This window comes from Salmonella sp. A1325 (genome assembly GCF_056991255.1).
Window position 1 is genome coordinate 254,756 of sequence record NZ_JAMLWO010000001.1, and the last position, 20,736, is coordinate 275,491.

General features: G+C 51.2%; 17 protein-coding genes and 1 pseudogene. 10 read left to right on the forward strand and 8 right to left on the reverse strand.

The window, feature by feature from the left end; all coding sequences use genetic code 11:
- Window positions 1–181 precede the first annotated feature (181 nt).
- On the reverse strand, window positions 182–1,132 hold the full coding sequence (sifB, locus tag NAZ64_RS01315) for an SPI-2 type III secretion system effector SifB (protein WP_115286008.1): 951 nt from the start codon (window positions 1,130–1,132) through the stop codon (window positions 182–184).
- 516 nt (window positions 1,133–1,648) lie between these two features.
- Here sifB and ugtL point away from each other — a divergent pair.
- From ugtL to patD, 5 genes and pseudogenes are all read left to right on the forward strand, one after another.
- A complete protein-coding gene (gene ugtL / locus NAZ64_RS01320) occupies window positions 1,649–2,047 on the forward strand; it encodes a regulatory protein UgtL (protein ID WP_024797933.1) in 399 nt (132 codons plus the stop codon).
- Between the two features lie 32 nt (window positions 2,048–2,079).
- A pseudogene (locus NAZ64_RS01325) lies at window positions 2,080–2,312 on the forward strand (hypothetical protein).
- Window positions 2,313–2,571: 259 nt separating this feature from the next.
- Window positions 2,572–3,342, forward strand: a complete 771-nt coding sequence (locus NAZ64_RS01330; RefSeq protein ID WP_220569886.1) for a M15 family metallopeptidase — start codon at window positions 2,572–2,574, stop codon at window positions 3,340–3,342.
- A 135-nt stretch (window positions 3,343–3,477) separates the two neighbouring features.
- Window positions 3,478–4,902: a GntR family transcriptional regulator YdcR gene (ycdR, locus tag NAZ64_RS01335; protein WP_024797935.1), complete on the forward strand. Its 1,425-nt coding sequence runs from the start codon at window positions 3,478–3,480 to the stop codon at window positions 4,900–4,902.
- Window positions 4,903–5,016: 114 nt separating this feature from the next.
- On the forward strand, window positions 5,017–6,462 hold the full coding sequence (patD, locus tag NAZ64_RS01340; protein ID WP_000158093.1) for an aminobutyraldehyde dehydrogenase: 1,446 nt from the start codon (window positions 5,017–5,019) through the stop codon (window positions 6,460–6,462).
- Window positions 6,463–6,566: 104 nt separating this feature from the next.
- Here patD and yncL read toward each other — a convergent pair whose 3' ends face one another.
- Window positions 6,567–6,662, reverse strand: coding sequence for a stress response membrane protein YncL (gene yncL / locus NAZ64_RS01345; protein WP_001103198.1), 96 nt, complete (start codon window positions 6,660–6,662; stop codon window positions 6,567–6,569).
- Window positions 6,663–6,860: 198 nt separating this feature from the next.
- Here yncL and NAZ64_RS01350 point away from each other — a divergent pair, with 198 nt between their 5' ends.
- A complete protein-coding gene (locus tag NAZ64_RS01350) occupies window positions 6,861–7,034 on the forward strand; it encodes a GhoT/OrtT family toxin (protein WP_001522647.1) in 174 nt (57 codons plus the stop codon).
- A 44-nt stretch (window positions 7,035–7,078) separates the two neighbouring features.
- On the opposite strand, the gene srfC is transcribed toward NAZ64_RS01350, so the two are convergent.
- From srfC to srfA, 3 genes are read right to left on the reverse strand one after another with little or no spacing between them, the layout of a single operon-like run.
- On the reverse strand, window positions 7,079–9,223 hold the full coding sequence (srfC, locus tag NAZ64_RS01355; RefSeq protein WP_220569887.1) for a virulence-associated effector SrfC: 2,145 nt from the start codon (window positions 9,221–9,223) through the stop codon (window positions 7,079–7,081).
- Entirely contained in the window at window positions 9,220–12,201 is a 2,982-nt protein-coding gene (locus NAZ64_RS01360; protein ID WP_220569888.1) for a virulence factor SrfB, read from the reverse strand. The genes srfC and NAZ64_RS01360 overlap by 4 nt, the downstream gene beginning before the upstream one ends.
- A 4-nt stretch (window positions 12,202–12,205) precedes the next feature.
- Window positions 12,206–13,531, reverse strand: a complete 1,326-nt coding sequence (gene srfA / locus NAZ64_RS01365; RefSeq protein ID WP_001129957.1) for a virulence-associated effector SrfA — start codon at window positions 13,529–13,531, stop codon at window positions 12,206–12,208.
- A 223-nt stretch (window positions 13,532–13,754) separates the two neighbouring features.
- Here srfA and NAZ64_RS01370 point away from each other — a divergent pair, with 223 nt between their 5' ends.
- Window positions 13,755–13,988 carry a YdcY family protein gene (locus tag NAZ64_RS01370; RefSeq protein WP_000018720.1) on the forward strand — a complete coding sequence of 78 codons (234 nt, stop codon included), beginning with the start codon at window positions 13,755–13,757 and terminating at the stop codon, window positions 13,986–13,988.
- A gap of 4 nt (window positions 13,989–13,992) precedes the next feature.
- On the opposite strand, the gene NAZ64_RS01375 is transcribed toward NAZ64_RS01370, so the two are convergent.
- A complete protein-coding gene (locus NAZ64_RS01375) occupies window positions 13,993–14,442 on the reverse strand; it encodes a DMT family transporter (protein ID WP_017441332.1) in 450 nt (149 codons plus the stop codon).
- Complete coding sequence (gene mddA / locus NAZ64_RS01380; RefSeq protein ID WP_000155373.1) at window positions 14,442–14,957, reverse strand: L-methionine sulfoximine/L-methionine sulfone acetyltransferase; 516 nt, start codon at window positions 14,955–14,957, stop codon at window positions 14,442–14,444. Before mddA ends, NAZ64_RS01375 begins: the two co-directional genes overlap by 1 nt.
- A 211-nt stretch (window positions 14,958–15,168) precedes the next feature.
- Here mddA and NAZ64_RS01385 point away from each other — a divergent pair, with 211 nt between their 5' ends.
- Both NAZ64_RS01385 and mcbR read left to right on the forward strand, forming a co-directional pair.
- Window positions 15,169–16,206, forward strand: coding sequence for an NADP-dependent oxidoreductase (locus tag NAZ64_RS01385; RefSeq protein WP_017465903.1), 1,038 nt, complete (start codon window positions 15,169–15,171; stop codon window positions 16,204–16,206).
- Between the two features lie 333 nt (window positions 16,207–16,539).
- Entirely contained in the window at window positions 16,540–17,205 is a 666-nt protein-coding gene (gene mcbR / locus NAZ64_RS01390; protein ID WP_220569890.1) for a colanic acid/biofilm transcriptional regulator McbR, read from the forward strand.
- A 55-nt stretch (window positions 17,206–17,260) separates the two neighbouring features.
- On the opposite strand, the gene pqqU is transcribed toward mcbR, so the two are convergent.
- A complete protein-coding gene (gene pqqU, locus NAZ64_RS01395) occupies window positions 17,261–19,381 on the reverse strand; it encodes a TonB-dependent receptor PqqU (protein WP_220569891.1) in 2,121 nt (706 codons plus the stop codon).
- 263 nt (window positions 19,382–19,644) lie between these two features.
- On the opposite strand from pqqU, the gene yncE reads away from it, so the two are divergent.
- Window positions 19,645–20,706, forward strand: coding sequence for a 7-bladed beta-propeller protein YncE (gene yncE, locus NAZ64_RS01400; RefSeq protein ID WP_000550636.1), 1,062 nt, complete (start codon window positions 19,645–19,647; stop codon window positions 20,704–20,706).
- Window positions 20,707–20,736 lie beyond the last annotated feature (30 nt).

Here is a 20,736-nt window from a genome sequence, read left to right on the forward strand (position 1 = left end):
TCAATAAGTGCGATAAGTTGTATGAGAAAATATACTTATACTCAGTATATCAATTATAAAAATAACGAGCCAATTAGCTCCATAGTAAATCCATTATTCCATGGAAGTATATTTTAAAGGTATTATATTAGATGGTTTTGGTATTGCCAGGGGATTGTAAGCCATAATATTTATGGTGTGGTCAACGCTGGTGATGAGCCTCATTTTTTGCTGTTTCAACGAGTGAAGATAAATCTTCAGAAAAAAGGCTGTTATGAACTTGTAACGCTACATATTCAACAAGGTCGTTTAAACATAGCAGGTCATGAGAGGAATTTTCCTCAAGCATATTCATTAATATCTCATTCTTAAACAAACATGAATAAACTAGTTGAGTAACTGAGCTTTGTGTATGATTTGCATGAAATGTTGCATTCTTTAAGTTAGTATTCTCAATAACCTTTGCGGCTATTTTGTTTTTAATAGCGTCGTCAATAGGTAGTACACCTGCCTGGGCGATGCCCAGATTAATCCTGGAGGAGATGGCGGCTTTTCTTTCCTGTTCCTTCCAGTCACATAAATTACCCTTTTCTGCCATGTCGATAAGCGTCTCTTTTATATTTTTTAGGTCAACGGAAAATGTTATACCGCCGGATAGCGAGAGTAGTAACCGCTCAGGGAACAAGCAACATAGTGGTTCACAAACATAAGTGCTAGCTTTTATATTAATATCAGAATATCTTTTCAGGTGGGCAGACTGAGTATCAACACAGAGCACTGTTCTATTCATTATCTCATAATAGTAGTGATCCTGACGTATCACAATGCATAACGGAATATCTTCGTCATTTTTAATGCAGAGATTTGTATATTGATACTCAGCATCTTTATAGTGCTGAAAATGGAAATTTCCTCTGCATGATGGTGATGATAATTCATATAACTTGCAAAATAAATCAAATAAACGTTGCGCGTCAGGCGGAGAGGCAACATCACATAATTCCTTTATATATTGATCGGCAGCGGATCTTCGCGTGCTACAGAAAAAATCTTTAATCTTTTCCCATAGTAACGTAAAGAAGGAGCGTTGAGAGATGGCACTTTGAGAAAACATCTCACTCTTTAAAAACCCTCTCCCGATAGTAATTGGCATAATTTAGACCACAAGTGATTATATAATACTTCATTACTGGAATAGGTGGTATTAAAAATATTATCCCATGTTGCCCATCGGTTTGCCTATCGGTGAAACACCTGATTTTTGCTTTGTCCTGAACGTTCAAATCGACCCGTAGCTTTAGTCATGCCCATGCCTCCTGGACATGAAATATGTCAGGTAAAACGAATGAAACTAAAACGGTTTTCTTAATTTTTACATCATCATGTACCATAAGTAATGTTTAATTACACGCTATATTATTTTTAGAGAAAGTAAATTGTTGCTCAACCGTGTAGAAATTGTCTTATAAGAAGTTAAACTGAAAGTATTATTAGGCTAACAACAATGAGATATTTAGCGGTAGGGCAGAGAAGGCCAATGCTGATGGTACTTTGATATAAATATCTTACTCTTTAATTTCTGTCTTAATTATATTTGTTGTAACGATTAGCTGACAGGTTTATTTCCAGTTGGGCGATAAAATTATAAAAACCTGCGAGGAGGCTCAAAATGAAAAAATCAGATGGTGAAATTCACGAAAAAACAGCATCCTGGGGCATTCTGCAGTCAGAATGGCTAAGAAAATGTGGACGGCTATTATTGTTGTTACTTTACCGTTTCGTTATCGGATGGGCTTTTTTTCAGTTACTCGCCATGATTGTGGCAGGGTTATTTTTGTTAGGCGTCTTATTATTTCACCCTATAATATTTGTACAGACTATCGCAATCACCGAGAAGTTAAATCATGCTTCTCTTGATTTATGGCATATCCTTAAGTTATGCCTATGGCATTACGGTATCATCGCCGGGTTTATTTTTATGGCGGAGTGTACGTTAAGTAAAAGTATACGGCAGGTTCAGCGCTTGTCCAAAAAGTTTGGGGCACAGGATTTTTCTTCACGCCCGTGATCCGCCGTTGCAACCTGCGTTCTTACTGAATAATGGCTATGACCAGCAGACCGAATTATCTCGGTTTGAGGGGGGATTCTATGTGTTTGAACAACCGCGGTGAGTCGTAATTAAAGATGCCTTATCGCCGACAATCGAAGCGTTCCTCGCTAATTGCCTTCCTGACTATATAGTGGTCTTATCTTTGGCGAAACAATCTTATTTAGTTATGGAAGGCGACAACAACTTTCCTGCTGATTATCAAATAATCTTTCTGGTCCGGTAGACTCGACTTTGTGAAAACACATCGTTATCTGTGCTCCTGGGACTCACTCCCTTGCCGCCTTTAAGCAACTCGAATTATTTTGGGTATAGAACAGGCGGCGTAATGGTCATATAAGCAAAATATAACCTCTCCGTTTGTAATAAGGCACAGATTACAGGGGGGAATGATGTTTATTTTAACCATCTGTTTAAGCGTTGTCCGCTAATCTTTACCTGCTCAAATACATAATCACCCCTGTGACTCTCGCGAGGTGTAACATATGGTAAAATGCGTATCTTCTTTGCTCCTGTTCAGTCTGTTGTCCGTTCAGGCAATATCAGCTGAAAGCCATATTGATCTCCACCAGCCAAAAGACTTTGTCGATATTACTACGGTCGCCCCCGACGTACAGGTGGACATGCGATACTTCACTTCCCATAACTTTATTGGTCGCCCCATTAAAGGCTATAACGCGCCTGTTTGCCTGTTAACACGACCAGCCGCAAACGCAGTGAAGCAGGTCGCCGATCGTCTACGCCCCTTCGGACTTACCTTAAAAATATATGATTGCTACCGTCCGCAAAGCGCAGTGAACGACTTTATCGCGTGGGCCAAAGATCCTTCTCAAAACCAAATGAAAAACGAATTTTATCCGCAGGTAGAGAAAAATCGTCTGTTTGAGGAGGGTTATCTTGTCGCCAGATCCGGCCACAGTCGGGGAAGTACGCTTGATCTAACGATTGTTCCACTCGACAGTAAAATACCGATATACCATCCCGGACGACCACTGGTGAATTGTACTGCGTCAGCGGCGCAACGCTCGCCAGATAATAGTCTGGATTTTGGTACCGGCTTTGACTGTTTTAGTCCGTTATCCCATCCCGATAATGTCATGCTTACCGCTCAGCAACGCGCAAATAGGTTGTTATTACAAACATTGATGCGTGATGCGGGCTTTACGCCACTGGATACCGAATGGTGGCACTTCTCCCTTATTCATGAACCATACCCGAACACCTGGTTTGACTTTCCCGTTAAGCAGAGACCCTGAAACGGCGTTTTGTTGCGAAATCTAATCATTACGCCTGTTGGAAAGCACCATAACAGTTAGCAAATCATTGTTAATTTTAACAACTGATATACACTGCGGTTGCCACCTGCAAGCAGCGCTCAATGAGAACGAATAATGAAAAAATATCAACGTCTGGCGGAGCAAATTAGAGAACAAATCGCCTCTGGCGTTTGGCAGCCCGGCGATCGATTACCCTCGCTGAGGGAGCAGGTCGCCAGTAGCGGCATGAGTTTTATGACTGTCGGTCATGCGTACCAGTTGCTGGAAAGTCAGGGACGGATTATCGCCCGTCCGCAATCCGGTTATTATGTCGCGCCGCATCCGGTTTGTCGGTCAGTCGCGACGGCAGCGCACGTTATTCAGGATGAAGCCGTAGATATCAATACCTATATTTTTGAGATGCTGCAGGCCAGCCGTGATACCTCAGTGGTGCCCTTTGCGTCAGCGTTTCCCGATCCGCGTCTGTTTCCCTTGCCGCAATTGAACCGCTCTCTGGCGCAGGTCAGTAAAACCGCGACGGCAATGAGCGTCATCGAAAACTTGCCGCCAGGTAATGCAGAATTGCGCTATGCGATAGCACGCCGTTACGCGCAGCAGGGGATTACCGTTTCTCCTGACGAGATTGTCATTACCGCCGGCGCGCTGGAAGCGTTGAATCTTAGTTTACAGGCGGTGACAGCGCCGGGAGACTGGGTGGTGGTGGAGAACCCCTGTTTCTACGGTGCGCTACAGGCCCTGGAGCGATTGCGCCTGAAAGCGTTGTCGATACCCACCGATGTTAAAGAAGGTATCGATCTTATGGCGCTGGAACAGGCGTTACAGGAGTATCCGGTGAAAGCGTGCTGGTTAATGACCAACAGCCAGAATCCGTTAGGGTTCACGCTGAGTGCTGAGAAAAAAGCGCGGCTGGTTGCGTTACTCACGCACCATAACGTGACGCTAATTGAAGACGATGTTTATAGCGAACTCTACTTTGGCCGCGAGAAACCTCTGCCCGCCAAAGCATGGGATCGCGACGATACCGTGTTGCATTGTTCGTCTTTTTCCAAATGTCTGGTTCCAGGTTTTCGCATTGGCTGGGTTGCGGGAGGAAGCCATGCCAGACAAATTCAGCGTTTGCAGTTAATGAGCACATTATCCACCAGTTCCCCCATGCAATTGGCGTTAGTGGATTATCTCTCGACACGTCGATATGACGCGCATCTGCGCCGATTGCGAAGGCAGCTTGCCGAACGTAAACAGCAAGCCTGGCAAACCCTTTTGCGCCATCTCCCGGCGGAAGTAAAAATTCACCATAACGATAGCGGTTATTTTCTTTGGCTGGAGCTACCTGAGCAGCTTGATGCCGGTGAACTTAGCGCCAAAGCGCTTGAACACCTTATCAGTATCGCGCCGGGGAAAATGTTTTCAACGTCCGGCGCCTGGACGCGTTTCTTTCGTTTTAACACCGCATGGCATTGGGGAGAACGGGAAGAACAGGCCGTAAAACAGCTTGGCAGCCTGATTCGCGAGATGCTGCGCGCTAAAAGCCTTGTGTGAGGTGGAATGCGTGTCAGCTCACAACCTGACTAAATTTCCCGAGTGTGCCGGGTGAGCATCTGGCGCGCCGTCTATTTTTAGGAAAGCGGCGGCCCGTTCGCCGGAAATCGATTAATGACGATATGGGAAAATGCTATGCAATATCAATTACTGATTAATGGCGTGCTGGTGGACGGCGAGGGAGAAAGGCAGTCTGTTTATAACCCGGCGACAGGCGAGGTCATACTTGAGATTGCGGAAGCGTCGCCCGCGCAGGTTGACGCCGCAGTGCTGGCCGCCGATAGCGCGTTTGCCGAATGGGGGCAGACCACACCCAAAGCACGGGCGGAATGTCTGTTAAAACTGGCGGACAGCATCGAGCAAAACGCCCTTGAGTTCGCCCGGCTTGAATCGCAAAACTGCGGTAAGCCTTTGCACTGCGTAATTAATGATGAAATTCCGGCAATCGTGGATGTCTTTCGCTTTTTTGCCGGCGCGGCCCGTTGTTTGAGTGGGCTGGCGGCGGGCGAATATCTGGAAGGGCATACGTCGATGATCCGCCGGGATCCGATTGGCGTGGTTGCCTCTATCGCGCCGTGGAATTATCCGCTCATGATGGCGGCCTGGAAGCTGGCGCCAGCGCTGGCGGCAGGTAACTGCGTGGTGATTAAGCCTTCTGAAATCACGCCGCTGACGGCGCTTAAACTTGCCGCGCTGGCGAAGGATATCTTTCCGCCGGGGGTGCTCAATGTCCTGTTCGGACGAGGGCAGACTGTTGGCGATGTATTGACCGGTCATGAAAAAGTACGCATGGTCTCTTTAACCGGTTCTATCGCGACCGGGGAACATATTCTGCGCCATACTGCGCCAGCGATAAAACGTACGCATATGGAACTCGGTGGTAAAGCCCCGGTGATTGTTTTTGATGACGCCGATCTGGATGCGGTGGCGCAGGGCGTCCGGACTTTTGGTTTCTATAATGCCGGACAGGATTGTACTGCGGCGTGCCGTATATACGCGCAGCGCGGTATCTATGATGCGCTGGTCGAAAAGCTAGGGAACGCGGTGAGCAGCCTGAAAATGGGCGCGCCGGAGGATGAGTCGACAGAGCTGGGGCCGTTAAGTTCGCTGGCGCACCTGAAGCGCGTCACAGCGGCTGTAGAGGAGGCGAAGGCCCTCAGCCATATCCGCGTGATTACTGGTGGAAGTCAAACGGAAGGTAAAGGTTACTATTTCGCTCCGACGTTGCTGGCAGACGCAAAACAGGAAGATGCCATCGTGCAACGCGAGGTCTTCGGCCCGGTGGTCAGTATAACCGTCTTTGATGATGAAGATCAGGTTCTGAGGTGGGCCAACGATTCTCGCTATGGTCTGGCATCCTCCGTCTGGACTCAGGACGTCGGGCGGGCGCACCGGCTTAGCGCCAGATTGCAGTATGGCTGTACCTGGATTAATACCCATTTCATGTTGGTTAGCGAAATGCCGCATGGAGGGCAAAAACAGTCGGGATACGGCAAAGATATGTCATTGTATGGTCTGGAAGACTACACCCTTGTCCGCCACATCATGGTTAAGCATTAAGGATCATTTACTGTTCAGAAAAATCGTGAAAAAATAGGCGGGTGTCGGCGGAGAGGGGGACCTCCCCGCCAACATGCGCAGCAAGTACTCAAAGGTTGAACACCTCAAGCAAACCAGCCGAATCTCAACGAGATCAGACCCAAAAGTCCTGCAGCAGCAAAGACATTAATCAGCACGACGGTTTTACTGGAAACATTCATTTTCGCCACCTTTCATCATAACCCCTATGGGTATAGTACGGGTTGGCGAGATCCGCAATAATACGTAAACAGGATATTCTGTGAGCGGAGCCGTGCATTGAGAACGTTTTGCTGTCAAGGCTGATAAACCTTGATGTGTGTCAAATAAAAAGAGCATATTGCGCGCGTTTTTTCCTCTGGTTGGCGCGGATGCCTGATATGACCCTCTTTCAAAAGATATTAATTTTTTACGCCGTCATGGCGGTGATATCATTCCTGATCACCTGGTTTTTGACTCATGACAAAAAACGAATTCGTTTCCTGAGCGCTTTTTTGGTTGGCGCGACATGGCCGATAAGTTTCCCCGTCGCATTGCTGTTTTCGCTTTTCTGACCTCAAGCCCGATACAAGTTACCGGGCATGGTTTTTCCGCCAGGTCAGGCTATCAGGGCAATTAATTGCGCTCTGTCTACGTCGGTAACGTCCTGCGGATGCCGATATCCTGCGTTCTCATTGGCCAGGGTATACAGCGCAACAAGCCAGTCATAGACATAGCGGCTGGCGGCGTGAACGGGCTGTTCGTCAAGCTTTGTTAGACGCAACATTGTCGAGCGCGGTGTTGCGGCGAAAATGGCTGCGCCTTTCTGAACGCGGCTGGCCGGGCGTTGGGCCTCCTCGATATTTGCGTAGCCGAGCCAGGCGATGAAGTTACCAATGATGGCATGAAGCTGCGCGCCGCTAACCTCCTCACGCTGCATGGTTTTCTGTAACTGCTGAGGTAAACCGAGGCGATAGCTGGCGGTAATTAAAATCTCCGCCACGGCGTTGAGCATCTGCGGTTCCAGCCCCAGACGCTGCGCATTATCCCGGCAGTGGGCCCACTGGCGCAGATGATTGATCCACATTTTGTGCGCCTGGTAGCCTGTTTCATGACCTTCTGACGCTGAAGCGCGCGTTGGTTCGTCGGCAAAGAGATCGATCGCGTCATTAAATAAACCGCTGACCTGTTCTTCTCGTGACTGTCGGGTGCGCAGCAACGCGTCGAAGTTCTGTACCGGCGGTAACAGCCCGGCCAGCAGGTCGCCATGTCTGGCGGCCTGGGCCTGAAGACGCCGGATCACGGTTTCAACCGGTAGCCGCGCGTCATCAAACATCGGTAACAGATCGCGCACGCGGCCTCGCAGTTGTTCGCGTAACGCCTGTAAGCGCGCCTGTCGCTGTGGTGCCGATGTCGCCTGCGATAACCACTCCACCAAACGCTGCATACTGTGTTTATCCAGCGCCTGCAACGTTCCCCAGTGCACGCCAGGTTTACCCATCAACTGCTGGACGGCTTCATCCAGATTTTGCTGGGTGGCAAAACGGGCATCCTGTGGAGTAATAGCCCAGACGACGCCGGGTAACGCTGATTCGTGCTGCGGCTGCGTGGCGTTAATCCACTCCAGTAAGTGACGGGCGGCAGTGGACGTTTGCGAGCGAGATGCCAGAGCATTGCAAATCACCAGAACATCGGGCTGTATCTGCTGACGGTAATGGGCCAGCATCCAGCCTAATTTCGCCCGCCATAACGGATGAGGATGACTGTCTGGCGCGACCGGAATATCCAGTAAATCAACGTTATCCAGTACGCTGTTTTCAACGGTTAGCACCAGTTCGCGGGTAAGCAGCGCCAGAGAATCAAGCGAAAGGCTGACCGCATTGAGCAGTCGGCCTTCCTTAACCGGATGCACCACCACATCGCTTTGCGTATCGCTGGCGGTTAGCGCCATTTGCGTCAGGAAGTTTTCCGCCGGTAAGCCAAAATGATCGACCAGCAGGCTGAGCGGCGCCGCCAGTTCCCCGGCATGACCGGTTTGTTGCAACATATGCGCCAGCGCCAGCCATTGCTGGGTGATCTCCGGTTGCTCTCCCCACAGTAATGCCCAGGCGTGCGCCCGTGTCGTGAGATCCAGCGCAGGCAAGAGCGAGGCAAAGTGTTGCCATGTCGCATCATCAATATGTTGTCTGGCGGACGGAAGACAAGAGCGCCAGAAACTCGCGATGGTCGCAACCTCTTCAGCGGTAACGCCGGGGACGGGCTGCGGTTGGCGAAGCGATTGCCATTTCTCCAGGCGTGATGTGATAATGGATTTTTCGACCTGGCGACAAACGGGGGACGAGCTGGTCCAGGCAATAAAGATCTGCACCAGTTCAGCTTCACTGATCAAGCGCAGGCGCAACGGCCAGCCGTTCTCGTTTGAAAAAATGTCGCGCGTAAAGCGAATAGCCATATTCGCTGGCGCATGACCCGGATTGATGTGGCTGAAATAATCATAGTCACGGTCCGGCGTGATAATTTCCAGCTTGCCATTCTCGTTACCGCATAGCGTCGTTAACAGATGCGCTTTTGCGGATTGCGCATACCCGTACAGACCAACGCAGCCATGTGATGCGCAGGCGGCGTTGAGCGCTGACTCATCCGCCGCGGCAAGCGTAAGTTGCGCCAGCAGAGCGTCGGCTTCATCATCCAGCCGCGTTGCGTAACGGCGCGTGTTGTTAACCCACTCGATAACAGCCTGGGTGGTGTTTAACGGTTTTGTCATTTCAGGTATACACTCCCGCTATCTATCCAGTAGTGGCTGCCGCTGTGGCGACGGTCAGCCAGCGTATTCAATTTTAATGTCAGTGCATCGGCGGCGACCGGCGTCCCGTCCTGGAGCCAGGCATCACTTAATATGAACGATTCCGGGGCGCTATCTTTGCTACTGCCGCGTAATTTCAGTCGCACATTCAGTACGCCGTCGCCAGCGATGGTTTTCGCCAGTTCGGCGGAGTTAATGCTCAGGCAATAGAGTGGGGTCGCAGGCCAGCGACTGTTCGCCAGTTGACGAAAGCCCAACGTCACGTTGCCGCGTAGCGGAAAATGCAGGCGAGCGTCCAGCGTCGCGCCGGGTTTATCCAAATCGATCTCGTGATACCAGATGTTTTCATCGCGAAGCGTATTAACGGTATTATCCAGTACGCCAAGATAACGCACAGTCGAATACGCGCCGATATCAGCCGCTTTAAAATTGAAACGCGGCAGACGTAAGTCCAGCGCCAGGCTGCATAACATCGCGCCCACCGCGGCAGTGGATTTTGGATTGCCGATACGCCCTTGCTGACTGAAGGGATACCATTCATGTACCTGATACTTATCCATCCACACAATGCGATTAACCGGCACCGGTTGTAAGTGCCGGATGAGCGCCTGTACGCCGGGTAAACAGGTCGGTCTCCCCGTCACCAGCAAGATATCGCAGTGATAGTGGGAGATCGCTTCGCAGACCGCATGAAGCGGCGTTGTCAGCGTAAACTGACCGGCCAGCAGAGCCTCCTGAAGCTGGCTAAACTGGATTTGCAACGGCACATTGAATATATCAAATGTCGGCGAACCAGACGGTAAGGCATGATCGATCGCCTGCTGGATATAGTTCATCACGTTGCTCGTTGGGCGGCGGATCAGCAGATCGCCAAATGTCGCATGTAAACCGGCAAACGGATCGTTAATGTCGCTTTGCTCCCAGGCGGAAAGTACCGCATGGCCCAGCGGCATAAATAATTGCAGCGCCGTTTGCTGGCGCAAAATGGCCTGAGTATCAATTCGTCCCGAATCGCCAAATAAGGTCGCCAGCAGGGCGGCGGCATCCGTAACGCCTGCCCGTTGCAACGCCGTTTGCAGGGAAGGGAGTACGCAACGCTGAATGATATCCAATAGCAGATCGTCCCCGGCGACTTTAAAACCTTCGCGAAACAGGAGATGAGGCGTAATTTTTACATTGGCCCCCACGCCGTCATCTAACTGATAGTGAACGATCGCCATATCCGTCGTGCCGCCGCCGATATCAATCGATGCCACGCGCAACGCGCGTCCGGGGACGACGCCGGGTTCAGGCTGGCGATCCGGTCTGGCGAGCGCATTAAAAAAGGATTCGGTACGCCCGGCGTAATGCGAAATGGCTTCGTTATAAAGCCATACCAGTTGGCCGCAACTTGCTTCGTCCCATTCCATCTGTATTTCTGGTACCGGCACCACGCTTTTTTCACGCTGCTTAGGCGTGGTGAAATCCTCATCCTGCGGATGCCAGCCCATAGCTTTCCAGACCAGCGCCAGCGCTTCAAACATTCGCTGGCGGAAAATTTCTCGCTCCTGTTTCGGCATAGCGGAAGGCAGCGTTAAAATCAGGGTGCGTAGCTGGCGCGGCGAGGCGGGAAAGCCGAGTCGCAGCCGGGTGGCGACGCTGTTAATTTGCCCCAGCGCCTGAGCCAGAATTTCGCACAACATATGCGTCATCAAGGTGCTACGGCTGTATTGCGGCGAAAAAACCGGTAGCCTTTCTTCATGCGGCAGGCGGAATAACGGCTGTCCGTCGTCGTTCATCAGATTCATCAGCGGAAACGCGGTGGCAAGCGGTTCGCGCTGCGTTTTACCGTGGATCTGGCTAAAGCGCCAGTCCTGCAAGGCGGGGGTTTCATCCCACAGGTAGCGGCGTGGGCTGGAGATGCCGCTGCTGCCTTCGGTGCCCACACGCTGCATAGCAAGGGCGCGAGCCTCGTCGCCCACACGCACAATCGAAGGCCAGACAAAAGCGTCGTCTCGTCCGCTTTCGACAGAAAAGTGTTGCTTGCCAAAGCGCGCTTCTGAGAATTCTACCCGGCTGGTAAATAAAGGATCGTTCAGATACTGCGGCTCGCTTAAAGAACGCACCTGAAGCTCTGCCGTCTGGCGTAACCCGTCATTCGCATCGCCATGATCCTCGATCAAGACGCCGCAGGTATGCGTATTGCCGACATCCAGAATCAGATCGACCGGGATTGCGGGCGTGCTTAACGTATGTGTCACAAACTTTACTTCCGGCACCGTAAGCTGTTCGCCTAACAGCGTCAGTAAATTCAACCAGTGCGCCTGATACTCAAAGCTACGCAGCGCTTGTTGAATGGCCTGTTCCGGACGGTTTTCCACCTGTGAGGCATACTGAAGAAACGACTCGCGCAGCCAGCCGTCAATCCATGTCTGGTCAAGAAAATCGGCAACTTCTTCATCGCGCCAGGCGAGCGCAAAACGTGTGCCATTGAGCAGATCGTTTTCGCAAGGCGCCAACACCGCAGGCATATTTTTTGCCAGTTGACTGTCGAAGGCGAGGGTGATGCGGTGTGTGTTTCCGGCGCTATCTGGCTCGCTGAGTTTACGTACCTGAATGCGCGCCCAGTTATCCGGCCCGTCAATAAAGGTACGCGGCGGATTAAAACGCAGGAACGGCAGGGGGAGCCAGATTCCGTCGAGTACATCCAGAGAATAGTGCAGCGTCTGAGTGCTTTCTGGTTTCACGACTTCGGGTTGGCCGCCAGCACGTCCAGGCAACGTGTAGCGCCCGCTGGTCAGATCAAAATCGAGGCGCAGTAGCGGGCCGTTTGCCGTTTTGCGCACAAAACGTCCGTAGTGGGCCGACTCTTGCGGCGTTAAGCCAAAATCAAGAAACTGGACGCCGCTGTTTGCAATGAGCGTGACGCTCTGTTTGTAATCACACAGATTGACCAACATAAAATCAGGCACCTATCTTTTTAAACGTCAACGGAATTGCCGCGTGGTCGCCATAACGGGCGGTACAGGTTGCGACGTCATTGACGCCTGCTTTACAGGTAATTTCCGGCATCGGATAACGTGAACCGTCGGTGCAGCGCGCATTGCCGCGACTTTTAATCATCAGCTCGCCCGTTTGATGCAGACCAGAGAAAATTTCCGCCCGACAAACCACGTTATCGCCATGTACTACGCGCGCGATACCTTTGTTATTTTGGATCTGATAACGCAGAGAGGGCGGCTTGCCGGTAATCGGATCTTTGACATCCACGCTGACCCGCCAGCTACCGTTTAAAAAGCGCGTGGTTCCAAGCTTCATCTGCGTACTGTCCATCACCAGCGCGTCTTTGGGGATAGCGGCAATGATAACAGGCGCTTCCGGCAGCGGCGCCGCTTTGGGGGCGGGCGTCACCTCAGCGCGATGCAGCGGCAAATGCGCGGTGAGTTCAGGCAATGGGGTAACGTCAGTTTTCGCGGTAGCGACAGGCGCGGCGCGAACAGGAGAGGACCCGTCAACGGATGAAGATGGCCAGAAAAAAGGCGTGGCGACGGCGGCGATAACCACGGCAGCGACAGGTAAGCTCCACAGCGGTAGGCGGCGAGCTCTTTTCGCCTCAGCAACCGGGATGGGTGTGGCTGGCTTCGGCTCGCTAACGATAACGGGCGGCGCAACAGGTTCCTCCGGCATTTTCGGCGGCTCGATGACAGACGTTAACAAAGGTTCATCCGCCTGACTAAACGCCGCCTCTACCAGCGGCTTTTCTTCGGGCTCCGGCTCCGGCTCGACCAGAGGGATGTCGGGGATTGCCTCGGTTACCCGCAGGCAGTCCAGCACATCATCGCGTGTATTTTCGTTGAGATTAACGAATCCCCAGAAGGTGATAACCGGTTTGCCGTTAACCAGGAAAACATGATTTTCGCCGGGAAATTGCGTCGCTTTCTCAAGTAGCGAACCAAATAGCTGGAGCGCTGTTTTACCGGATTGCAGACTTTTTCGACTGAGTGCAGCCGCGCTTTCAAAAGTGCTGGCTAAATAACGTAAAGCCCGAGAGCGTGTCTCTTCGTCAGCCGCTTTCCACGCTATCGCCTGACCTTCAATCGGCGAATACCAGTCAACCCGATCGCCATTATCGTTAAGTTGCGGAATCGCCAGACAGTCAACCATCGCCTGCTGTTTACGCAGACGAAGCGTTTCGCGAATTTGCAATGCTGATTCAAATACGGCCTGACCGCCGCCGCCCACGGCCTGATAATCATCCAGATTGCCGCTGCGCAAGAGAGATTTTGCCACGTTGTTATCCCTTAGACTTCTTCACGCGTCTACTTTACGGGGTCTATACGCAAGCAAACGGCGGAAGAAAGGCAAAAAGGCGCGAATTCTCGGTCTATTAAGCCCCGTGTTTCCACTTGACGTAAGTTAAATCAGGAGGGCGGCGGCGAATTACCGCATCGGGCGACAATAACGCGTATAATAGGCGAATCATGCTGTTACAGAATAAAGAGTAGGAGAGCTTATGTCGCACCTGGAGGAAGTGAGCGCCCGCGTGGATGCCGCCATCGCGGAGAGCGTAATTGCCCATATGAATGAATTGCTGATTGCCTTGAGCGATGACGCTGAATTACGTCGCGAAGATCGTTATGTGCAGCAGCAGCGTTTACGCACGGCTATCGCGCATCACGGCAGGCAATATCAAGAAGATCGGGACGCGCGCCGCGAGCAGCTCACCAAAGGCGGCACGATCCTGTAACCCATTAAAACTGGCGCTTCGCAATCAGCCATGCGCCAATGACCAGCAACAGCGCGCCAAACGCCGGCCCGACCATTGCGCGTAACGTGACGCCGTGGCTACGCGCGATATCCAGCGCCAGTCCGCCGATTAACTGGCTGGCGACCAGTACCGCGATAGTCGTCGCGGCGCCAACGTTCTGATACCCGCTAATGCTGGCAAATACAAAAAATGACCCCAGAAAACCGGGGATCAATGTCCACCAGCGCACGCTGGCGACCAGCTCGCCGAAGCCCGTAGCGCCTTGCTTAAACCACAATATCGTCACAAATAAAACGATCCCTACCAGCGAGTTCAACAGCATAGCGATCAGAATCGTCGATGATGTCTGCGTAATACGCACCATAATACTGTTTTGTACCACCAGCCCGACGCCGGCGGCGATCAAAAAGATAAGCGTCAGCGACTGGTTCATCAGCAGGCGTCCGGCGCGGCGTGTTCATCAAGCTGGAGCTGCATAAACGTAAGATCTAACCAACGGCCAAATTTTACGCCGACCTGCGGCATTTGCGCGGTGACGGTAAACCCCAGCGAATGATGCAGGCGTATTGAGGCGGCATTCTGTGACTCAATACCGGCCACCATCACATGCTTGCCGCAGCGTCGGGCTTCGTCGATCAGTCTGCTGAGCAGTTTTCGCCCCAGTCCTTTCCCCTGGTGCGCTGGATGAACATAAACCGAGTGCTCGACGGTATAACGAAAACCGTCGAAACTGCGCCAGTCGCCAAATGATGCATAGCCAGTCACCACGCCATTTTCTTCGCTTACCAGCACCGGATAGCCCAGTAATTGACGGGCCTCATACCAGGCAAGGCGATTATCCGTATCGACCGTCCGATCGTTCCAGATGGCCGCAGTATGTAATACCGCATGGTTATAGATTTCGGTAATCGCGGCGCAGTCTGCTTTATCGGCAAAGCGAATCGTCATAGGGAACCCCAGGGAATGTTTACGATAGTGTTAGAAATACTATTGAAGGCGGCATAAATCAACGAATTAGCGCAAGAATTCATGTTTAGCGAGGAGGGGGAGAAAGTCGTTCAAAAAAGCGCACAGCCTGATATCTGAGAGTGTTTAACTCCCTCAGAAAGCTAATGTTCGACTATTATTGATGGATTATGCCAGGCATGAGGAGAATAGAATGAAGCAACAGACCAACCGAAATCGTCGTTGGGTTTTGGCCTCGCGTCCCCACGGCGCGCCGCAGATGGATAACTTCCGCCTCGAAGAAGATGACGTCGCGACGCCCGGTGAAGGGCAGGTGCTATTGCGTACCGTTTTTTTATCACTCGACCCTTATATGCGTGGCCGCATGAGCGATGAACCCTCTTATGCGCCGCCTGTTGAACCTGGCTGCGTTATGGTTGGCGGTACGGTCAGTCGCGTTGTTGCGTCAAACCATCCTGATTACCGACCAGACGAATGGGTGTTGAGTTACAATGGTTGGCAGGATTATGACATTTCAGATGGCGAAGGGTTGGTAAAGCTGGGTGATAATCCGCAACATCCTTCCTGGTCGCTGGGTATTTTAGGAATGCCGGGATTTACCGCCTATATGGGGTTACTGGATATCGGCCAGCCGAAAGAGGGCGAAACGCTGGTTGTCGCCGCCGCCACCGGCCCCGTAGGCGCAACGGTTGGGCAAATTGGCAAGCTGAAGGGCTGCCGGGTCGTGGGTATTGCCGGCGGCGCGGAAAAATGCCGTCATGCGACAGACGTTTTGGGATTTGATCTGTGCCTTGATCATCACGCTGATAATTTCCCACAACAGCTTGCGCAGGCCTGCCCGCAGGGTATCGATATCTATTATGAGAATGTCGGTGGTAAAGTCTTTGACGCCGTCTTACCGCTACTGAATACGTCGGCGCGGATTCCGCTCTGCGGTCTGGTCAGCGGCTACAATGCGACAACGTTGCCGGACGGTCCAGACAGACTGCCACTGCTGATGGCGACATTACTTAAAAAGCGTATTCGCCTGCAAGGTTTTATCATCAACCAGGACTATGGTCACCGGATACATGAGTTTCAGCAAGAAATGGGGCGTTGGATCAAAGAAGGGAAAATACATTACCGGGAGCAGATTACTGATGGGCTGGAAAATGCGCCAGAAGCGTTTATGGGGCTGCTGGCGGGGAAGAACTTTGGCAAAGTCGTGATACGTTTAGCGGACGATGCGTAAAGAAAAAATGGCGGCATTATGTCGCCATAAAAATGTGCAAATTTTAAAATTCCGGCTTTACTTATATTCATCATTCAGATCGCGGTGGGGCAGCTTATCTCCCTCAGCGGCCTGAACCGATCAAAAATCTCGATACATGAAGGAATGACGGAGATAAAACGGTTGCCATAAAGAAACCTGTATTGTTGTAAAAGATGAGAATATCACGCAAGTAAATTATCACTTTTATTTATTTGGCCGTTCGGGCCAGGATTATCTTTTTTACAATTAAGTTCCGAAACTTCTTCGGGACTCGATTGCGATGTTGTTCTGCCAAGAGGTGAAGGAAGGAAAATGCCGGGTACGGAAAAAACACAACATATAAGCCTGACCACACAGGTTGAAAATCGGTTAAAGCATCAATTGTCTATTGGCGCATTAAAACCAGGCGCAAGGCTTATCACTAAAAATATCGCTCAAGAGTTAGGCGTCAGTATTACGCCGGTGCGTGAGGCCCTGTTAAGGCTGGTCTCTTCCAGTGCTTTGGCGGTGGCGCCAGCACAGGCGTTTATGGTGCCGGAGATCTCGCTGGAAAGTTTGCTGGAAATTAATACGATTCGTACTGCCCTGGAGGAGATGGCGGTGGTCGCCGCTGCGGGTAAGATTACCCCGGATCGCGAGCAGACGCTGAATGCGCTATTAGATGAATTTCAACAGGCGCTGGAAAGTGGCGTTATGGAGAAAATTCTTTTGACCAACCGCGCATTCCGCTTTGAGATCTACCACTACGCGGATATGCCAACGCTGTATGCCATGATCGAGCAATTATGGGTACGCCTGGGGCCAAGCCTGCATTTTTTATATGATAATTTTAAACTTGATGATTATCAAAACGGCGTTAATCTGTACAGAAAATTGCTTAATGCGTTAGTGACTGGTGATAAAGAAGCCAGTCGCCACTGCCTACAGAACGTTTTGCAACAAAACGTAGCGACGATTAAAAATCAGTACTTCATGTAACCTTCATGCAACTATGACTTATCAATAGCGGGGGTTCCCCGCTATTGCCGGATATTTATTCAAATTGCCATGCCAGATTAATCCCCACGCCATAGTTACGCCCTGGCGCTGGCTCATAATATCGGCCATTAGATTCATTAACGATCACCGAACCGATATATTCTTTATCAAATAGATTATCTACCCGCCCAAAAATATCGACGGTAAGCTGACTGTAATTAAATTTATACCCTGTATTTAGTCCAACAACGGTATACGAAGGCGCTTTGGCGGTATTTTCATCATTGGCCATGATATCGCCCATATAGCGAACGTCTGTTCCGGCATACCACCCCTCATCCGGGATAAAACCTAATGAGGCGAATCCCATATTACGGGCGATGCCGGGCATTCGGTTTCCATCACAGTTTTGCCCCTGACAAACGTTACTGCGATAGGTCGCATCCAGCCAGGTCCATGATGCTTTCACCCGCCAGTCGCCGGCGAAGCGCTGGTCCAACGCGAGTTCTGCGCCCTGGCGGCGTGTTTTACCCGCGTTTTTGTAGGTAGTGCGTCCTCCCATACTACTGGCGACAACAATTTCATCATCGGTATCGGTTTGAAATAACGCGGCGGTCAACAAGCCGTTGCCAATCCGCGTTTTACTGCCGACTTCCACCGTATCATTGGTCGACGGTTTGAGGTCAAAGTTGAACCCGCTTTGGCCGTCAGCGCGATAAGAAAGCTCATTAATAGTGGGAGTTTCAAATCCGCGACCGGCAGCAAGATAGAGATTCCAGGCGTCAGTTAACGCATATTTTAGCGATCCGGCGGGTAGCCAGTGGTGATAGCTGGCGTCGCCGCTGTCATCGCCATTGCCGGGCGCGATATAGTGATCGTTAGAATCGAACCACACAGAACTGTAGCGCACGCCAGCATCCAGCGAGAGTTTTTGCGTAAGCTGCCACTGGGTTTGCAGATAAGGATCGACATTCCACATCAGGTTACGCTCATTCCGGCGTAAATCGCCTTTATGCCCGAACTCAGGGGTGCCGTTGTTGAGACGGAAGTTATTGTAACCCTTGCGGTTTTCGCTCATATTTTCATAATTTAATCCGCCAGTGAAGGTGACTGGCACACCTAATTCTCCCCGGTGAGTCCAGCGGGAATCAATGCCCTGATAGTGGCGTTGCAGTGTAATTACGCCGCCAGCCTGGGCTGGTTTTAGCTGTGCCACCAGGGGAATAGACTGGTATTGCGTGGTTTCCCGCTCTCCGGCGTAGGCCATCACGCTGATATCATCCTGCGCGCTGAGCTGACGTTCATAACGCAATCCTGCCTGAGTTTGTTTGATGGTTTTACGCGTATTGTACTGTTCAGCGCGCGGCGCCTGTTGCGGATCGGCTTTCCATTCAGATTCGGTAAGTCCGCCGGGATCGTCCGCCTTAATGTCCACACTATTAAAAATCAGCGAGAGTTTACTGGCCTCGTCAAGGCGCACGCCCAGTTTGGCATTAGCCAGATTTTTTCGCGCGCCGCTGTGATCGCGGTAGCCGTGGGTGGTGAAACGGGTAGTCGATACCGTGTAATCCACGTCGCCTGGCTGTGTGCCGTCACCCATCGCGCCCGTGGCTTTTAGCGCATAGCGCCAGCTTCCATAACTGCCGTAGTAGCTGCTGGCCTCAAGGGTAGGCGGCTGTCTGCCGGTTTCGGTGGTGACATTTATCACGCCGCCGGAAGCATTGCCGTATAGCGCTGAGAAAGGACCGCGTAACACTTCAACGTCTTGTATGCTGTTAATATCAATATTCGAAATCTGGCCTTGCCCATCCGGCATGGTGGCGGGAATGCCATCAACATACAGACGAATGCCGCGCACGCCAAAGGCGGAACGCGAGCCAAATCCGCGGATAGAGATTTGCAGATCCTGCGCGTAGTTCTGCCGGTTCTGCACCTGCAATCCCGGGACGCTGGTTAAAGACTCAGATAAATTGACGCGCGGCGTCGCCAGACGCATGTCTTCTCCCTCAATGACGCTAACGGCGGCAGGTGTATCCAGTTCGGATACGGTTTGCGGCGTTGCGGTGACTATCATGGTTTGTTCATTGGGCGCGCTGGCGGCCTGAAGGACCGGGGAGAAGGTCAGAGGCAATAAGAGGGCGGGATAAAGTCGCTGTCTAACGGAAATAATTTTCATGAAAATGCCGGATAAATGTAAGCGTATCAACGGAAAACGTGACATTAAGGGTAGTCAATATGTAAAGTTTTGAAATTTTAATCGCACATTAAGTTAAGAAAATGTGCGGTATTTAAGAGCCATGACATTCGCAGGCGAGGAAAAGCTCCACTTTCTGATAAATAATGATTATTATTCTCAACTTATAATAAGTGCGGAACGAAGATCCCGCGCAGTGAAGTAGTGTGAAGCAGCTATACACGTTTTGATCAAAGGGAGTCGTCATGCACTTACGTCATCTTTTTTCGCCGCGCCTGCGTGGTTCTTTATTGTTAGGTTCGCTCCTCGTCGCATCCTCATTTAGCACGCTGGCGGCGGAAGACATGCTGCGTAAAGCGGTAGGCAAAGGCGCTTATGAGATGGCCTGGAGTCAGCAAGAAAACGCTCTCTGGCTGGCTACATCGCAAAGCCGTAAACTGGATAAAGGCGGCGTAGTTTATCGTCTCGACCCGGTGACGCTGGAAATCACGCAAGCGATTCATAACGATCTCAAGCCGTTCGGCGCCACCATCAATGCTGCGACCCAAACGCTGTGGTTTGGCAATACCATTAACAGCGCTGTTACCGCGATTGATGCCAAAACGGGTGATGTAAAAGGTCGTCTGGTACTTGATGCGCGCAAACGTACTGAAGAGGTTCGTCCGTTACAGCCCCGTGAGCTGGTTGCCGATGCGGCGACCAACACGATCTACATTAGCGGTGTTGGTAAAGAGAGTGCTATTTGGGTAGTGGATGGCGAAACCATCAAACTGAAAACGACGATCGAAAATACCGGCAAAATGAGTACGGGTCTGGCGCTCGACAGTAAAGCGCAACGCCTGTACACCACCAATGCGGATGGCGAATTTATCACCATCGATACCGCCAGCAATAAAATTCTCAGTCGTAAGAAGTTGCTGGATGACGGTAAAGAACACTTCTTTATTAACCTGAGTCTCGATACCGCAGGTCATCGCGCGTTTATCACCGACTCGAAGGCGACTGAGGTTCTGGTTGTCGATACCCGTAATGGCAATATTCTTGCCAAAATCGCGGCGCCTGCTTCTTTGGCCGTCCTGTTTAACCCGACACGTAACGAGGCGTATGTGACACATCGTCAGGCAGGGCAGGTCAGCGTGATCGATGCGAAGACCTATAACGTTGTTAAAACGTTCGATACGCCGACGTACCCGAATAGTCTGGCGCTATCGGCAGACGGTAAAACGCTCTACGTCAGCGTGAAGCAGAAATCGACACGTGAGCAGGAAGCGACGCAGCCGGATGATGTTATTCGCATTGCTTTGTAAATAGGGTATGGAGGGGGAAACCCCTCCAGT

Bases quoted from the DNA above. Each gene is read 5' to 3' on its own strand.
- sifB (WP_115286008.1), bottom strand. From the start codon at position 1,132: ATGCCAATTACTATCGGGAGAGGGTTTTTAAAGAGTGAGATGTTTTCT.
- ugtL (WP_024797933.1), top strand. From the start codon at position 1,649: ATGAAAAAATCAGATGGTGAAATTCACGAAAAAACAGCATCCTGGGGC.
- NAZ64_RS01330 (WP_220569886.1), top strand. From the start codon at position 2,572: ATGGTAAAATGCGTATCTTCTTTGCTCCTGTTCAGTCTGTTGTCCGTT.
- ycdR (WP_024797935.1), top strand. From the start codon at position 3,478: ATGAAAAAATATCAACGTCTGGCGGAGCAAATTAGAGAACAAATCGCC.
- patD (WP_000158093.1), top strand. From the start codon at position 5,017: ATGACGATATGGGAAAATGCTATGCAATATCAATTACTGATTAATGGC.
- yncL (WP_001103198.1), bottom strand. From the start codon at position 6,662: ATGAATGTTTCCAGTAAAACCGTCGTGCTGATTAATGTCTTTGCTGCT.
- NAZ64_RS01350 (WP_001522647.1), top strand. From the start codon at position 6,861: ATGACCCTCTTTCAAAAGATATTAATTTTTTACGCCGTCATGGCGGTG.
- srfC (WP_220569887.1), bottom strand. From the start codon at position 9,223: ATGACAAAACCGTTAAACACCACCCAGGCTGTTATCGAGTGGGTTAAC.
- NAZ64_RS01360 (WP_220569888.1), bottom strand. From the start codon at position 12,201: ATGTTGGTCAATCTGTGTGATTACAAACAGAGCGTCACGCTCATTGCA.
- NAZ64_RS01370 (WP_000018720.1), top strand. From the start codon at position 13,755: ATGTCGCACCTGGAGGAAGTGAGCGCCCGCGTGGATGCCGCCATCGCG.
- NAZ64_RS01375 (WP_017441332.1), bottom strand. From the start codon at position 14,442: ATGAACCAGTCGCTGACGCTTATCTTTTTGATCGCCGCCGGCGTCGGG.
- mddA (WP_000155373.1), bottom strand. From the start codon at position 14,957: ATGACGATTCGCTTTGCCGATAAAGCAGACTGCGCCGCGATTACCGAA.
- NAZ64_RS01385 (WP_017465903.1), top strand. From the start codon at position 15,169: ATGAAGCAACAGACCAACCGAAATCGTCGTTGGGTTTTGGCCTCGCGT.
- mcbR (WP_220569890.1), top strand. From the start codon at position 16,540: ATGCCGGGTACGGAAAAAACACAACATATAAGCCTGACCACACAGGTT.
- pqqU (WP_220569891.1), bottom strand. From the start codon at position 19,381: ATGAAAATTATTTCCGTTAGACAGCGACTTTATCCCGCCCTCTTATTG.
- yncE (WP_000550636.1), top strand. From the start codon at position 19,645: ATGCACTTACGTCATCTTTTTTCGCCGCGCCTGCGTGGTTCTTTATTG.